This is a genomic window from Belliella marina (assembly GCF_042682445.1).
GTDB classification, from domain to species: domain Bacteria; phylum Bacteroidota; class Bacteroidia; order Cytophagales; family Cyclobacteriaceae; genus Belliella; species Belliella marina.
In genome coordinates, this window is sequence record NZ_JBHUHR010000006.1 from 74,450 (window position 1) to 91,606 (window position 17,157).

At 40.9% G+C, this 17,157-nt stretch carries 10 protein-coding genes; 5 read left to right on the top strand and 5 right to left on the bottom strand.

Features of this window, described 5'->3' with window-relative positions:
- Positions 1–130 precede the first annotated feature (130 nt).
- Positions 131–2,644 carry an ATP-binding protein gene (locus ACFSKL_RS03045; protein ID WP_376883434.1) on the bottom strand — a complete coding sequence of 838 codons (2,514 nt, stop codon included), beginning with the start codon at positions 2,642–2,644 and terminating at the stop codon, positions 131–133.
- A gap of 296 nt (positions 2,645–2,940) precedes the next feature.
- Complete coding sequence (locus ACFSKL_RS03050; RefSeq protein ID WP_376883435.1) at positions 2,941–4,011, bottom strand: Gfo/Idh/MocA family protein; 1,071 nt, start codon at positions 4,009–4,011, stop codon at positions 2,941–2,943.
- 75 nt (positions 4,012–4,086) lie between these two features.
- Between ACFSKL_RS03050 and ACFSKL_RS03055 the strand changes: the two genes are divergently transcribed.
- The 5 genes from ACFSKL_RS03055 (at position 4,087) to ACFSKL_RS03075 (ending at position 11,431) form a co-directional block, all read left to right on the top strand.
- A complete protein-coding gene (locus tag ACFSKL_RS03055; RefSeq protein WP_376883436.1) occupies positions 4,087–4,938 on the top strand; it encodes a DUF4349 domain-containing protein in 852 nt (283 codons plus the stop codon).
- A 137-nt stretch (positions 4,939–5,075) separates the two neighbouring features.
- Positions 5,076–7,475 carry a TonB-dependent receptor gene (locus ACFSKL_RS03060; protein ID WP_376883437.1) on the top strand — a complete coding sequence of 800 codons (2,400 nt, stop codon included), beginning with the start codon at positions 5,076–5,078 and terminating at the stop codon, positions 7,473–7,475.
- A gap of 1 nt (position 7,476) precedes the next feature.
- Positions 7,477–8,316, top strand: coding sequence for a DUF4249 family protein (locus tag ACFSKL_RS03065; protein ID WP_376883438.1), 840 nt, complete (start codon positions 7,477–7,479; stop codon positions 8,314–8,316).
- Positions 8,317–8,356: 40 nt separating this feature from the next.
- Positions 8,357–9,520, top strand: coding sequence for a THUMP domain-containing class I SAM-dependent RNA methyltransferase (locus ACFSKL_RS03070; protein WP_376883439.1), 1,164 nt, complete (start codon positions 8,357–8,359; stop codon positions 9,518–9,520).
- Between the two features lie 99 nt (positions 9,521–9,619).
- Entirely contained in the window at positions 9,620–11,431 is a 1,812-nt protein-coding gene (locus ACFSKL_RS03075) for a hypothetical protein (protein ID WP_376883440.1), read from the top strand.
- A 57-nt stretch (positions 11,432–11,488) separates the two neighbouring features.
- Here ACFSKL_RS03075 and ACFSKL_RS03080 read toward each other — a convergent pair whose 3' ends face one another.
- The 3 genes from ACFSKL_RS03080 to nrfH form a co-directional block, all read right to left on the bottom strand.
- Entirely contained in the window at positions 11,489–14,623 is a 3,135-nt protein-coding gene (locus ACFSKL_RS03080) for a cytochrome c biogenesis protein CcsA (protein WP_376883441.1), read from the bottom strand.
- Positions 14,624–14,738: 115 nt separating this feature from the next.
- Positions 14,739–16,229, bottom strand: coding sequence for an ammonia-forming cytochrome c nitrite reductase (gene nrfA / locus ACFSKL_RS03085; protein WP_376883442.1), 1,491 nt, complete (start codon positions 16,227–16,229; stop codon positions 14,739–14,741).
- A gap of 8 nt (positions 16,230–16,237) precedes the next feature.
- Positions 16,238–16,888 carry a cytochrome c nitrite reductase small subunit gene (gene nrfH / locus ACFSKL_RS03090; protein ID WP_376883443.1) on the bottom strand — a complete coding sequence of 217 codons (651 nt, stop codon included), beginning with the start codon at positions 16,886–16,888 and terminating at the stop codon, positions 16,238–16,240.
- Between the last annotated feature and the right edge of the window lie 269 nt (positions 16,889–17,157).

Here is a 17,157-nt window from a genome sequence, read left to right on the forward strand (position 1 = left end):
AAAGGGTTTGACCAAGATTTGTAGTTTGGGGATGGGCATATGTGACAGTGGTTTGGTGATCAAATCAATTCTGTCCCAAACACGGATTGTCCTGACTCCTCTTAAAGGGCATAATTGCTTTTGAATCACATTAGAGATTTTTTTGGGGAATGGTAAAATAGAATATACTCCCTTTGTCAATCTCCGATTCAACCCAGATATTTCCCCCAAGATATTCGATGATTTTCCTGCAGATTGCCAACCCTATCCCAGACCCAGAGTATTCGCTTCTATCATGCAATCTCTGGAAGATGACAAATATTTTTTCAAAGTATTCAGGCGCTATTCCCAATCCGTTGTCTTCAACCGAAAAAAGCCAGTCATCACCTTGTGTTTTGCAACTTATCCTGATTTCTGGTTTGTTGTTTGGTTTTTGGTATTTCACTGCATTGGAAATCAAGTTTTGCAAAAGTTGGGAGAAGGCAGTTTTCTTGGTGGTAATCATGGGTAGATCTTGAGACCGAATTACAGCCTTACTGAATTGTATTTGGGTTTTGAGCAAATCTATGACTTCAATGAGGACGGCTTTGGAATCAAAGGTTTGGTTTTCAACTTCGCCCATTCTTCCTACCCTGGAATACTCCAGTAGATCTAGAATGATATTGCGCATTCTTTTGGCACCATCACTGGCAAAATGGATGTAGGATTTTCCCTTTTCGTCCAATATGGCATCGTATTTTTTTTCTATCAATGCGAGAAAACTTGTGATCATCCGGAGTGGCTCCTGCAAATCATGCGAAGCAGCATAGGCAAACTGTTCCAATTCTGAATTGGAGGCTGCCAGGTTTTTGTTGCTTATTTTCAGTTCATGGTTCAATTCTTTGAGGGAATTTTCAAAATCTGCTTTTTCGATGGCAACTCCCAAATTGGAAGCAATTGTCTGAAGAAAAGAAATATCATCTTCCAACCAGACCCTTTCAGTAGTGCAGTCATCAAAGCCAATAGTTCCGAAGAAAGTGTTCTTGAAATATATGGGGATCAATAGTATTGACTTGATATCCTGATCTTCCAGAATTTTACGTGATGCACCTGTGAGTTGGGATCTTGTAGCAGTGAATGGGGATTTTTCCATTGCAGCTTTCAGGAATTCGGGATGGAGCTCCAATGGGATTTCTTGATAATCAGGATTGTCGATTTGTGGAATAATTCCCTCCTTACACCATTCGCAGATATGTCTGACAAATAATCTTCCTGAATTGGGATATTGGTGGTTTTTCAAAAAATAGGCTCTATCCACGTCCATCACACTGCCCAATTCACTGAGGCTTTCCTGCAGGACGAAGCCCCAATCCTCATAGACCAACAAGGATTCCACAATTTTTGAAATGGATTCCAGGTATTTTGATTTCTTCAAGATAGCAGCCTGATACCTTTTGTTTTCTGTATCGTCAATCACCGTGGAAATCACAAGGTTTTGATCTGGAACAAGGATGCTTTTGGCGGTAACGGTTCTTTTTTCACCCGCCTTGGTTGTGATTTCCACATTGTTCCACATCATCCTGCTTGGATCTAGGCTCAGGATATCAGAATAGAATTGGCTGGTGATGTGTTTTTTGTATTCAGGATCGGGGAAAACCTTTTCGTAAAATTTCTCCAAATCCTTGATCTCATCCTCGGGCCAACCATATATTTCCGAAAAGGTTTTGTTTACCAAGGTGGCTTCTCCGGTGATGATGTTATTTACGGTAATTCCTATTGGGATATTTTCCAGTGTAGTCTCTATAAACTGGTTTCTTGTCAACAATTCGTTTTCAGCATTGCGTCTAGATGAAATATCCTGCATGGCACCCACTATGTGCAATGGCTTATTGTCTTGATCACGGATTATCAACCCCCTGTCCGAAACCAAAGCATACTCTCCATTTGCTTTTTTGAGTCTATATTCTTCTTGCCAACTATCAAAATTACTTTTGATTACGTTTGACAAACTTTCGGAGATCTTTTTTTGCTCATCAGGATGGATAAGGCTGATCCATTTTTCTCTGGTACTATCCAATTCTTTAAGATCATATCCAAATATATAATGGTATCCTTCACCCCATGTGACCGTGTTGTTGCTTATATCCAAATCCCAAACTGCATCAAATGTGGCTTTTGTGACATAATGGTATTTTTTGATCAGATATTTCAGGGATTCATCTTCAGAGATGTCAACCGTATTGATGATTACCCTGTCAAGTTTGTTTTCATAGCCGGGCACTACCGACCATTTGAATTGGCTCTCTTTTGCCTTGCCTTTTAGTGTCCGTATTTTGCTTGTGATTTCAAAATATTTTTTATCGGCGCAAATTTCAGTGATCAGTTCCAGATGGGCGTCAAAAGGTTCTCCAAAAAATGCAGGGGAAAGTTTTTCAATCAGTTCTTCTTTTGAATCTGTTCCATACAAATCCAAACAGGCTTTGTTGAAATTGAGGATTTTCGCCTTTTTGATGCATTCAAACAGGTTGTTTGGGTTTTTTGAAAAGTATTCCTTTACAAGGTCGTCATTACACCCAAAAATCCGGATGTCGACCAAATAGGATTTTAAATCAGAAAAATCCATTTCCCAGGTTGGGATAGGTAAAATCTCAAAAATAGATTCATATCGAGAATCTTTTTCTTTCATATTCGATCAGCTTAATAATGAAATTGCCATGCCCTTTGAACATGTTATTTTTATAGAGTACAGTCTAGAAATATCTATTCTGAAATCCTAATCAATATCACAATTTATAACTGATATGTGAAATATAATAGTGTAAATATTCTGTATTCCAATACTTTTTGATGAAATTCAAAGGTGAAAGGAATTGTTCCTTTCACCTTTGAATTTCAAACCATTTACCTTGTCTAGGAAGCTTCGTGAAATAATCTGTGGGGAGATAATCTTGATAGTAGTTTTTGAAACAGGCTCATTCCTATCTACAAATAGACCATTTTCCCTGATTTCACTGATTCATCACAGGCAAAGGCTATTTTCAGACTATTGAGAGCATCTTCAAGATGTTCCGTCAAATCAAGGTTTTCCTTGATGGCTTTGAAGAAGAATGCCTGCTCTCTGTCGCAGAGTTCCTGGTGGTTAGGCTCATCTTTCATCTCTATCCACTCATCTTCAAATACGAATTGATTGTCCTGATTTAAGTCAGATTTATGTATTTTGATTTTTTCTGTTTGGGTGTGGGAATCGATATTGTCTGATTTTCCTTTTCCTGAAGCACTGTCTGCCACTATGGAAACCGATCCTTTGGGACCAAATACGTCCTTGATAAAGAATGCATTGTCAGATACCATAGGCCCCCATCCAGCTTCATACCAACCTACCGAACCATCTTCAAAGCGAATTTGCAACTGGCCATAGTTGTAATTGTCATTTGGGACTTCTTCTGAAAGTCTCGCCCCGATGGCAGATACCGCCAAGGGCTTGCTTCTGGTCATCTGACACATGACATCGATATAATGCACGCCACAATCTACGATGGGACTGAGGCTTTGCATCAGGTTTTTGTGTACATCCCACATATATCCCTGTGATTGTTGGTTGAGGTTCATGCGCATGACCAATGGTTTGCCGAGGTTTTGGGCTTCTTTGATGAACCGTTCCCATGAAGGGTGGTGTCTCAGGATATAGCCCACCACTACTTTTTTGTCAGCTCGCTTTGCTGCTTCCAAGATTCTTTCAGAACCTGTGATGGTAGCCGCTAGTGGTTTTTCAATGAATACATGACAGCCGTTTTCAAGTGCTTGGACAGCCATGTATTCATGTGAGTCCGGATAGGTAGAGATACATACTGCATCGGGTTTTGTCTCTTCCATGGCATTTTCAAAATCGTCAAACAAGGGATATGAATTGCCTAGTTCCTTGTTCAATGTTACTTTGCTATCACCCCTTGCAACCAGTCCACAAATTTGAAATTCTTCCATTTGGTGATAGGCTTTTGCGTGCGAAGCACCCATATTTCCACAACCAACAATGAGTATTTTTATCTTTTCCATGCTTAACTATTTATTATCTTGCCTTTTGATTTAAGTTTTTAATTTATTTAATTCATTTTAAAATTTCAACCTAATATGACACTTATCAGAAATGTAGTCTTTGCTACGCATTTTTCCATTTTGATGATAGTTTTGTTTTCTTGTGAAAATTACAAATCGGATGGATTCTCTTATTCAATCGGAGATTCAGGTGAATATGAAGAAATGCTTGACATACCAATCACAGAACAAGCTCCTCCACGGATAAATGGGCAAGAAGAGCAAGTTGATGAAATGGGCTTAAAGAAATTTATCAAAACAGGTGGAGTTGAGTTTGAATCCAAGAATGTTGTTGATGATTTTGTTAGAATCCGTCAAATTTTACCCAAATATAAAGCATACATCGAATCAGAAAACCAAGTAAACAATAGATATCAAATAACCTATACTTTAATAATCAAAGTGCCTTATTTAGTGTATGATTCTGTTTTTCATCAATTGTCAAACATTGGAAAGCGAGTGGATCATAAGTATTCAAATATTGAGGATGTTACTTCAAGGTATAGTGATCTCGAAGCTAAAATCGAAACCAAAAAACTTTTGGAAAAGAGGTATAGGGAGTTGCTGGCTAAAGCTATCAGTATAAAGGATATGTTGGAAATTGAAAAGAGTCTCAATGATCTACGGGCTGAAATAGATTTATATGAATCAAGGTTTAAAGTCCTGAAACAACAAATCAAGTATAGTACTTTGCATGTCAGGTTTTATGAAAATTTGGAAAGCAATTCGCTCCAAAATGAGAAGGGTTTCTTTGTGAAAATCGGAAATGCTGTTAAAGAGGGTTTTATTCTTTTACAGAGTTTTATCGTTTTCATGTTCAAACTCTGGCCCTTTATTCTAATTCTGGTTGTTGGGATTTTTGTTTGGTTGAGGATAAGAAAAGTTTAGATTTAGCAGAAACCTTATGAAAATAGGATATTGAAGCTGTTTAATATCCTATTTTTTTGTTTTTGCATGTTTTTTTTTCGGATTTTTGTAACCCCAAATGAATAGAAATCCGTTATTCATTGAAAATTCATCACCCTATGCGCTTTTTATTGAAGTTTATACTTTCATCTTTTCTTTTCTGTCTAGTAAAATCAAGTCTAGTTTTGGCACAGACAAATGAACATGTTGAAGGAGTAATATATGAAGTTTCCAACAACAATCCACTGCCCGGTGCAAATGTCTATTGGGAAAATCACGCCCAAAAGGGTGTGGTGACAGATTTGGATGGCAGTTTTCGTTTGCAGAAGATTGATTTGCCGGCAAAGTTGATCGTTTCGTTTATTGGATTTGAAGAGACCATTCGCATCATCAATGAAAAAGATCTAGGCAAAATACAGAAATTCTACCTGAAAGAATCCCAATTGGCACTGGAAGAGGTCATCATCAGGGATAGAAGGCCTGACGAAAATGTCAAGAGCTTGGACATGGGGAAGTCCGTTGTACCCATCGAAACGATTAAGAATATCCCGGCTCTTTTTGGGGAAGTTGACCTACTGAGAAGCTTACAGCTTTTGCCTGGAGTACAGACAGCAGGAGAGGGGACTACGGGGCTATTTGTCAGGGGAGGCTCGGCAGACCAGAATTTGATTCAGATAGATGGAGCACCTGTGTACAACCCTTCCCATTTTTTTGGTTTTTTCTCGGTTTTCAATCCGGATGCCCTGAATGGGGTGGAGTTTTACAAAGGCAATATACCGGCAAATTTTGGAGGGAGAATTTCCAGTGTGATTGATATATCATTGAAGGAAGGGAATTATGAGAAGATCAGGGGAGAAGGAGGGATTGGATCTATCAGTTCGAGGTTGACGGTGGATGGTCCCTTGTTTTCGGAGAACTCAAGCTTTGTGATATCCGGTAGAAGAACCTATGCCGACATGTTTTTGAGGTTGTCATCCGATCCCGAAATCAAAAACAATGACCTTTATTTCTATGATTTAAGTGGAAAGTTTACATTCAAACTTGGGGAAAAGGATAAATTGGCGGTATCCTCCTACATGGGATCCGATTATCTGGGTTTCGCGATGCAGTTTGGATTGGGATGGACTAACTGGGTTTCCTCCGTTACTTGGAACAGGAATATTTCAGATAGGATGTTTTTTGATCTGAATGCCTACCATAGTGCCTATCAATACAGTATAAAGCTGACCGACCCTGATACTGGGTTTGATTGGGGCAATCGCTTGTCAGAGTCGGGAATCAAAGCTACTTGGAATTTCAGTCCGAATGAAAAGACCATGGTCAATTGGGGAGTCCATTCCCAATTGTATAATTTTGCTCCTATCAACCTTGATCCAACCCCGGGAAGTGCGATAGAGCCCATCGCTACCAATCCAAGAAACGGCATGCAAAACAACGTGTTTATTGGTGCTGCCACTGATGTGTCCGATAGATTAAGGGTAGATGCTGGGCTAAGGTTGGGCATCTACCAACTCCATGGCAAGGGGGTAGATTATGTCTATGAAGGGGGTATTCCTTCTCCAGATGTAGCGATTACTGATTCGCTTGTTTATGGTTCGTTTCAAAGGATCAAAGGCTTTGAAGGTTTGGAACCCAGACTTTCCCTGAGGTACATGTTGGATGATGAATTGTCCATCAAAGCATCCTACAACCGAAACTTCCAGTACCTGCAAGTGGCATCCAGCAGTTCTGCAGGATTGCCAATAGACCGGTGGATTTTGGCTGGGACATATGTGCCACCGATTCGGGGAGACCAAGTTTCGCTTGGACTTTTCAGGAATTTCAACAAAGATCGTTGGGAGGTATCTGTGGAAGGTTACTATAAAGACATCAAGAATGTCATTGACTTGAGGCAAGGTGCAAACATTTTGTTTGAAGACAATGTCGAAGCCGAGATCCTGACAGGCAATGGATACGCTTATGGTTTGGAATTTTTGTTGAGAAAAAATTCTGGGAAGACGACTGGTTGGCTTAGCTATACGTATTCGAGAACTTGGAGGCAAATTGACGGGATAAGTTTCGATCAGAGATATAATCCAAGGTTTGACAGGCCACATGATTTGACGATGGTGTTGAACCACGAGTTCAACAAACGGTGGTCAGCGGGCTTGACCTTCGTATACACTACTGGACAGGCTGTGACTTTTCCGGTAGGTTCTTACGAAGTGGACAATCAAAGACTGCCTTTGTATAGCGGAATTAGAAATGATGACAGATTTCCTGACTACCACAGGATGGATGCTTCCGTTACCTGGAAAAACGTAGATAGGGGAAGAAAATGGAAGGGAAGTTGGAATTTCAGTATTTATAACCTATACGGTAGGAAGAACCCATTCTCCTATCAGTTTACAGAAATATACAATGACCAAGTTAACTTCACCCCTACAATGGATAATGTAGTGGAGTCCAGACGGCCTGGGGTAGTCATGACCTATCTTTTTACTTTTTTGCCATCAGTCACTTATAACTTCAATTTCTGATATGAAAAATTTCATTTATATATTGATTGCAATAATCTTGGTTTCATGCCAAGAGGAAGTTTTTTTGGAACTGAAGGATTCGGAAAACATTCCGGTGATCGAAGGTATATGGACAAATGTTAGTGGGTTGAATCAGGTGAAAGTCAGCTATTCCAAAGATTATTATTCAGAGGAATCCGGCCAGATCGAAAAAGATGCAGAGGTCTTTATCATCAATCAAACTGACAACGAAATGATTTCATTCAAATTCAACGAGCAGCTTTCGAGCTATCTGCCTGTCAACAATAAGACGGGGGAATTGGGGAAATCATACGAACTGCATGTCATCATGGATGAAAAAGAATACATTTCTAAAGGCACTTTGCTCGAACCACCGACCTTGGATTCCCTGACTTACAAATTCCATGAAGTAAGAGGTTTCAAAGAGGAGGGCTACTATGTGACCTTATATGGGAAAATCCCATTTGTAGAGGAAAACAATTATCGGGTAAGGGTAATCAGAAATGATACCTTACTCAACAGAAATTCAGATTATTTGTTGTTTGATGATACATTTGGGACCAGTATTTTGGACAGGGGATTTGAACTTGGGGGCTTTACGTTTAGGGAAGGTGATCGGGTAAGGTTGGAGCTTTTCAGGCTTAATAATGATGTCTACAATTATTTGTTCCAATTGGTAAACCTTCTTTTCAATGATGGTGGGCTTTTCAGTCCGCCCCCACAAAATCCAGTGTCAAACATCAAGGTGGCTGATGGAAAGGGAGATGTCTTGGGGTATTTTATGGTCAGTCCATATGTGAGTGCCAATATAAATATCGAAGATGGCGATTCTGATGAATGAAAAAAGTTAGGGTGTCAGACAGATTCCTTACTTTTGCATTATGTTAGATTTTACGCAAAAAGGAAAAGTAGTCATTACTTTTAAAGATAGGTTTTCCCCGTTCGTTGAGCAAGAGCTTATCGATCTTGGTTTTAAACCCAAAAATGTTTTCAGGACCTATATAGAATTATACGCATCGTTGAATGAATGCATGTTCCTCAACATGCATTTGAGAGTGGCCAGTCATGTTCTTTTTGAGATCAAATCATTTTATCTTCATCATGCAGATGATATCTACAGAAGGGTAAAGTCACTTCCATGGGAGGAGTATATTACAAATGACACTTATTTCTCCGTGAATTCACATGTGGAAAATGACAGTGTTGACAATCCGCTCTTTGTGAATGTCAGGATAAAGGATGCAATTGTAGATAGGTTTAGGGAAAATACAGGGGTAAGGCCTGACACCGGGTCGGCTTATGAAGGAGCTGTTTTTCAATTGTTTTGGAAGGAAACACAGGCTACACTATATATCAATACCTCCGGTGAGACGATCGCCAAACATGGTTACAGGAAAATCCCGGGGAAAGCCCCGATGCTTGAAGCTTTGGCAGCAGCGACAATCTATGCGAGTGGTTGGGATAGAAAAAGTCCTTTTGTAAACCCCATGTGTGGTTCTGGTACATTGGCCATAGAAGCGGCATTGATTGCTACCAATAGGTTTCCCGGTTTGTACCGTGATCATTATTCTTTTATGCATATCATCGGCTATGATGAATCAGTGTATCAAAAGCTGAAGACAGAACTGGAAGAGAAAATATCATCCATGGGGGATATCCAGATCATCGCCAGCGATATAGCCGAACAAGCTGTATTGTTCACCAAAGAAAATGCGGCAACGGCAGGGGTTGAGGATTTGCTATCTTATGAGGTATGTGATTTTGAGGATACCACCATTCCCGAAAGTGAGGCAGGCATCATGATGGTCAATCCAGAATATGGGGAGCGATTGGGGGAAGAAGATGAATTGGAAGCTACCTACAAGCGTTTGGGAGACTTTATGAAACAAAAATGTGCCGGCTATACAGGCTTCGTATTTACGGGAAATTTGGACCTAGCCAAAAGGGTGGGCTTGAGGCCATCCCGTAAGATGGAGTTCTATAATGGGACGATAGATTGTAGGCTTCTCAAATATGAATTGTATAAAGGCAAGAAAGATCAATAAAACTTTTCATGATTTTTATCAGGAAGCGGGTTGATTTATGTTAGGATTTTGATGGTTGTATAGCGGTAATTTTGGTACTTATACTAAAATCTACCGCTTATGACTTTCACAGATATCAAGCCACATACTTTCCATATCCCGGTAATGGGACTTGGTTATACCTTAGAAACACCCCTCAAAGTAGGCAAATTCGGGATTTCTTCCGTGGTTTCGATTATGGATGACATGCTTTTGGAGAATATGAGACGCTTGAAAAGCCGGCAACTTGGTGTCCCTTATCTACCGATTGGGGATCTGGTAGAGGATGGAAGGGCCAAACGGATCACCGCATACCTTGATTTTTTGGACAAACAGGTAAAGACTCAAACAGAAAATTTGAAGAGCCAAGAATTTGGTAAAGGCAACGAAATAGATATGTACTTTGAGTTGCTTCCAGAAACGCATCCTGCAAAAAATATATATAGGAAATTATATTATTTGAATGGGGATGTACGTGCTTTGGTGGAAGGTCTATTGAGAAAGTATATATCTGCTGGGAAAATTGATGTCAATATCATGACCAAGGTAGACAAGCTGAATTATGATCCTGATGGGGAGACATTGCCAAGGGAGTTTTCGGATGCGTTGTCTGCACTGAGAGGGTTTGCAAACAGCACCCTGGATTCTTCGGTGGTATTTTCGGCAGGGCTTAATCCGGCATTGTTCAGCTATTTGGAGCAGTTCAAAGACTTTTTTCCAGATAGGGAAGGAAGCATCAAAAAACGGGTTATCTTAAAAGTGAGCGATTACAGATCTGCACTGATTCAGGGTAAATATCTTGCCAAAAAAGGAATTTGGGTATCTGAATTCAGGATAGAATCTGGATTGAATTGTGGAGGTCATGCCTTTGCTACCGATGGGGTTTTGCTGGGACCAATTCTTGAAGAATTCAAGGAAAATCGTGCTACGCTCAACCAAACACTACTGGAAGCCTGCAATCAAGCATTGCTGTCCAAAGGCAATTCTCTTTTGCTTTCGGATGAAAAAATCAGGGTCACTGTTCAGGGTGGGATAGGAACGGCGGTTGAAGATGCTTTTTTGATCAAGCACTACCAGCTGGACGGAACTGGTTGGGGAAGCCCATTTTTGATGGTGCCAGAAGCGACCAATGTAGATGAAGAGACCTTGTCCAAGTTGGTGAACGCCAAAAAATCAGATTATTACCTGAGCCATGCTTCACCTTTGGGAGTACGGTTCAACAATCTCAGGACAAGCAGTTCGGAAGAGCAAAGAAAACAAAGGATAGAGAAAAACAGACCGGGCAGTCCCTGTTACAAGAAGTATCTTAGTTTCAATACGGAGTTTACCGAAAAACCAATCTGTACAGCATCAAGACAATACCTAAACCTAAAGCTGAAGGAAGTGAAGTCCAAGCTCAAAGATACTGTAGATTTTGAAAAATATTCCGCCAAGATATTGGAGAAAGATTGTATTTGCGAAGGATTAGGCGCTCCAGTCCTATTGACAAATGGGGAGATTCCTGCAAGGAAACTCAAAGCTGTTACGATTTGTCCTGGCCCAAATTTGGCTTATTTTTCAGGTGTTTTCAGTCTCAAAGAGATGGTTGGCCATATTTATGGAAGGTTTTCTGTTATGCGTGATTTGGAGCGGCCTCATATGTTTGTGAAGGAACTGCAGTTGTATATGAAATACCTCAAAGAGGAAATGGAAAATTACCTGGAAGAACAACCAGCCAAATTTGAAGCATATGTCGAAAAGTTCAAGACAAACTTGGGAAAAGGTATAGCTTATTATCAAAAAATGTTAGAAGAGGTTCCGGTCGATACCGGAGAGGTGGTTGAGCAAATGAGAAATCAATTCCAGAAGACAATCTCAGAATTGGAAGAGATGGAGGTCCCTGCATACAGTTGATTCTATATCTTTCAAGATAAAAGGGCTTTCAGGTTTCTGAAAGCCTTTTTATTTGGCTTATATCATTAATTTTTTTAGTTGCTCTTTTTCTATTTTTTGGTATTTCCAGATAGCGATGATAGAAATAATCAACAACATCGCCACTGCCCAATATACCCATGAAGGGATGGGTACAGGATCACCAGCTGCATAGGAATGGAGACCTGAAAGGTAATAATTCACTCCAAAGGAAGTCATGATAATGGAACTAAATGCCCAGAGACTTGCCAAGTTATAGATGAGACTGTTTTTCAAAGAGGGGATCAATCTCAGATGCAATACGATGGCATAGACGATCACTGAGATCAATGCCCAAGTCTCTTTGGGATCCCAAGCCCAGTATCTCCCCCAGCTTTCATTGGCCCATACACCCCCTAGGAAAGTCCCCACAGTGAGCAAAAACAAACCGATGGTAATTGACATCTCATTCACAATATTAAGCTCCTGCAAACTCAGCCACCATTTTGCTTGTGGTTTTGTAGGCTTGAAAATCACCAATATCAAGCTCAATAATGCGATGATTGCAGAAAGTGCCAAGGGGGCATATCCACTGACGATGATGGCCACATGGATTTTGAGCCAATAGGAGTGGAGTACAGGCATGAGGTTGGTGATTTCAGGATTGAGCCAATCCAGAAAACCTACAAAGAGCAAAGTGCCTGAAAACAAGAGGGAAAGAGGAATGGTAAATTGGGATTTATTGGAAAAAACCAATCCGAAAAATAGGATTCCCCAAGCAACAAATACCATCATTTCAAATCCATCTGACCAAGGTGGATGTTTGGCAATATACCAGCGCAATGCAAGGTGGAAGGTGAATAAAATGAACCCAAGCCAAGTAAGAATCATTCCTATTGTCCAGGCTCTGTTGATTGTAGGGGAGTTTTTGAATAGCTTTGAAATTCCCAACACCAACATCAGAACTCCCAAAAGCCAAAATGGACCAAACAAACGGGCACTAAGCCTAAGCTTGTTGTAGAGCAGTTCTGCTTTGATTTCAGTCTCCCTTGGATAGACTTCTTCGCCTGCTTTTTGTTGATATAGGTCGATGTATGAGAGTGTTTCGTCTGACTCTTCCCAATCACCAGTTCTTATACCCTTATCCAAAGCCGCCAAATAGATGTTTGTGATGTTTTTGACAAATAAGGCATCATCTTCATCAAAACCTTGTGTCCATTGTTGGCTGGTAAACCAGGTGTTGTTTCCATCCAATTTGTTTGGGAATAATCTCAGGAAATCACCTGTCAGAAGGGCGTAGAAAATATTGAATCGTTCATCTGTTTTGAGGATTTCCTTATCAGACTCATTTCTTTCAGAAGGTTTAAGTTTATTGCTCGTCTCTACCAGTTCCTGCAATAGATAATTGCCGTCTTCATCCAAAAAGACCCTAAAACTCAACTGGTCAACAGGTTCGACCCCCAAAGCCTGAAATGCCAAGTGGGATTTCTTCCGGTCTATTTTGATCAAAGGCAGATGGCTGAATGTAACGGGATCAAGTTGAATTGCCAACAGAAACTGCTCTGGACTGAAATGGACAAACCCTGCTTCGGTAGGCACTTCAATCTTTGTTTTACCACTAAGTTTGCGGATGATCTCATTGGCTAGGGTATTGAGTGGTTTCATTCTTCCATCCAAATCCTGAACGATCAGCTTTCCATAGTCTTTAGCATATTCATCGGGTACCAAAGATTGTCTTGGATCTTGCATTGGAACTTCTTGGGCTATGGAAAAAGGCAAAGCCAAAAGAAGCAATACCAAAGTCGAGGCTGCTTTTTTACGGAGTATTCCCAGTTTTTTGTTCATCAAACTGAATCTACTTCCTTTTGCAAAAAGTGTCAGCATCATTCCAATTGTCAGCAGTGCATAACCCAAATAGGTAATGTATGTGCCAGGCCTATCTTGGTTCACTGAGAGGATAGTCCCTTTTTCGTCATTGTCATAGGAAGATTGATAAAACCGATAGCCTTTGTGATCCAAGACATTGTTCATGAAAATCCTGTAGGGAAACTCCTCACCATCAGAAATGACCATCACTTCACTGGCATAGGATGCAGGACTTTGGCTTCCGGGGTAACGTTCCAATTCAAATGCATTCAGATAAATCTCAAAGGGTATTTTGATCGCTTTTGGTCCGTAAGTAAGCGTATAATTCACACCTTGGTAACTGAATGGATACCAACTGGGGTTGAAGCTCACTTTTCTGATGTAAGTACTGAAAATCAATTCCCCCTTGGGATCAGCCACTTCCAGCTTGACTATATCAGGCATGTTTTTGGCCAGCATTTCATCCGATTCTTGCTGATAGACGATGGAAGCATCTTCTATGATTGATTTGATCATCAGTGCTCCACCTTCCCATTGGTAAAGTGAACGAAGTTTCAGTGGACTGGTATCACCTTGATGCATCACGGCCATTTGCTGTGTGCTCATTTCCATTATCTGTAGGTGGACTTCTGTGGAGATCATCCAAACACCATCCTCTTTGAATATTTTGATCGGGCTGTTTGTATTCTTTGAAGTGCCGAAGGATATATTTCCTAGGTTTATTTCATTTCCTTTTGTCAAAATAAAATCTTCCCTTCCTACACCCATGGCCACGGCGATGTCAATGTAGGTCTCTTCCCCGTCGATATATTTCTCGACTCCGCCTTGGATAAATTCTTTTATTTGTATTTGAAACCTGTTCTCCCCAAAATTGACTCGATGGACTTCAGGCTCAAACCTGTGTGGGATAATATCGATAGGCTTTTCGAATTTCAAACCACCCTCGTCCTGTATCATTTTGATTTGAAGGTAATCAGTGGTGGTGTAGAAAGAATCCACGGAGGAACCTTCCCGAATATGCATCACCCCATCTACACTGAGATATCTGGTGATTCCAGCACCAAGCAGAATTATTACAAAAGATATGTGGAAAAGTCCTACAGGCCAACGGTTTCGGTGGAATAGTCTGTATTGTCCAATGTGTGCCATAAAATTGAAAGCCAGCCAAATCATGATGGTTTCAAACCACCATGCATTGTACACTAGTCTCCACGCTACAGGTATCCCATGATCGTTCTCAATGAAAGTAGCTACAGCCATGGAGATGGCAAAGGTTACTAATAGGATTAAACTTACTTTGGTTGAAAACAGGATTTTCAAAAACTTCATATAGTTGGGGTAAAATTCCTCTAGGTTTATTTTTCAAAGTTGATCTCAAGATCAGCCAGAAATAAGCATTTTATTGGCGTATTAAAATGCTCCTTTGTGTTGTGTATTTTAACCCTTATCTACTGCTGATTACATTAATCGGTTTCTTGGCTTCCCTTGCTTTTCCATCCTTGAGCCATTTTGGTATGACTTGCTCCAGGAAAGTTTCCTTGGCTACTTTTTCGGCAGGTATATCCAGCCCGATGTAAGCTTGAAGTGTTTCTTTGTCAAACACTGGCATTTCTACAGGTTTGTTATAGCCCATGTCAGCCAAGAGTCTAGCCAATTTGATACGGGTTTCCTGAGCAATGCTTGTGGCGGAAGTTACTATTCTGCTAGTCTCCAGTGGAGCGTGGAATGCAGCTCCGTGTGAAGCTACTGCATAATCCCATCTCCACTGGGAATGACGGATACCCAGGAGGATGTCTTTCATCTGTGCCTCACTTGCCCCGAGTTCCCAAGCCCTGGCAGCTTCAACATGTGCCATGGCAAGGATTTTTTGGAGTTTGGAAGTGCCTTCCTTTATTTTTCTTTGCCTGTCATACACATCGGTCATCAGGTCTGTTTCTTTTTCTCTATGGCATACAAAGCAGGAATTCTCTACATTGCTCAGTGGGGAACCTATATGGTGGTCTGTGAATTTTTGTCCCCCTTCTGTTTTGTAAGGCATATGGCAGTCAGCACAAGAGACCCCTCTCTTTGCATGTACTCCCTGGGTGAAAAGTTCATAATCAGGATGTTGGGCTTTCAGCATTTTGGCTTTGGATAGGGGATGTACCCAATCGGCAAAGTCAATGGCATCATAATAGGCTTCAACAGATTCTACATCCATCCCGTCTTTCCAAGGGAAGGTTAGGTATTGCGCATTTTCCTTGCCCGGTTTGGTCTTGTCAAAATAGTACTCGACATGACATTGCGCACAGACTAATGAACGCATTTCTTGGTGGGATGCCTGATTGATGTCTTTCCCCATGGCCTCGTATGCTTCGATCAAGGCAGGCCTGGTGATGGTCAGGTTCATGGTTTCCGGATTGTGACAATCTGCGCAGCCAATGGAATTGATGACTTCAGATCCTAAGTCAGAGAGTTTTTTGCTGTAATATTCAGTCACTCCAAGTTCATTCATCAATCTGGGGACATCGGGGCTTTTACAGGTCCAACAGGTGCTTGGCATCACGCCATCTCCGGCTTGCATAGGTGAACCGATCCGCAATGTGTTCTGGACATCAGTAACGGCATAAGCATGCCCACGTGGTTGGTTATAGTCCTTGCTGAAAGCATATCCTGCCCACAGAATCACCAACTCAGGCTGCTCGTCCAACACACTCCTCAATGCGGAGGTGTTATACATGCTGCTAAAGGTTGTATCTTGGGTTTTCATGTAGGACTGATACTGTCTTGGGTAATTCAGCCCCCATACTGAATCCCTGGGCTCAATGTCTTCCAAACTGACTTTCGCTTGATAGGCAAACCTAGCTTCGGTTTTCCTATCCATAATCGTGTAGGCTAGCATGGCAAGTAAAAATACCGAAAGTGCTGTAAGGCCGAAAAGAATCCAATTTTTCATAGGTGTGGTTATTTATTTGATGCTTTATTTTCTTTTTTGCTATCCATTGACTCTTTTAGCCATTTGGGGACGATGCTCAAGTCTGCTGGGGAGTGGGCCTTGATCGGTTCTATTTGATGGCCAACCGAGGAAAGGCTTCTGGTACGGCCATGGGGTACTTCCCGATGGCATTCCCAACAGATTCTGTCTGTTCGTTTGGCATGGTGATCTTCTACAAAAGAAGCAGTCTTGGCATCCGTTACTTGTGGTTCATGGCATCTGATGCAGTTGCTCTGGATTACTGCAATCGAAGGTGCGAGGGCCTTGATTACTTCAGGCTCCCCTCTGATCGTGAATATGGAAGCATGATAGAGTCCATCCTTAGCTTTGAAAAAATACTTGTTGAATACATTGTCATGTGGTACGTGGCAGTCATTGCAATGGGCGACTTCCCGATGCGAGCTATGGGTCCAAGTTATATATTGGGGAGTCATGATATGGCAGTTGACACAGGCTTGTGGATCATCAGAAAGGTAAGAGACAGCATTGCTTAGTCTTAAAACATAGATGCCTAGACCAAAAATAGTAGCTATCAAAATGGTGGCATAAGGTCTCCATCTTCTAGGAGGGACAAGACTATACCTAAAAAGAAATTTTTTGAAACCTTGAAATTTAGACATGGTACCGGGATAGTTTGTGGTTCAAAGTTAACTTAACCTATGTCAATAGAATATGACAAAAATCATGGTTTTGATTAAATTTACAAAAAATATAACATATACAAGTGGTTTTCCCTAATATGATCAGTGAAATCCCTTTTTACAATTTCAAAACGAGAAACCCTTCGAGGAGGTGTCCAATTTAGGTGGATTGGTCTGTGGGGACACAGACCAAGGTGATTAAATTTACCCCCCTCCTAAGATTTTTTGGCTAAAAGCGATTTCCCTGG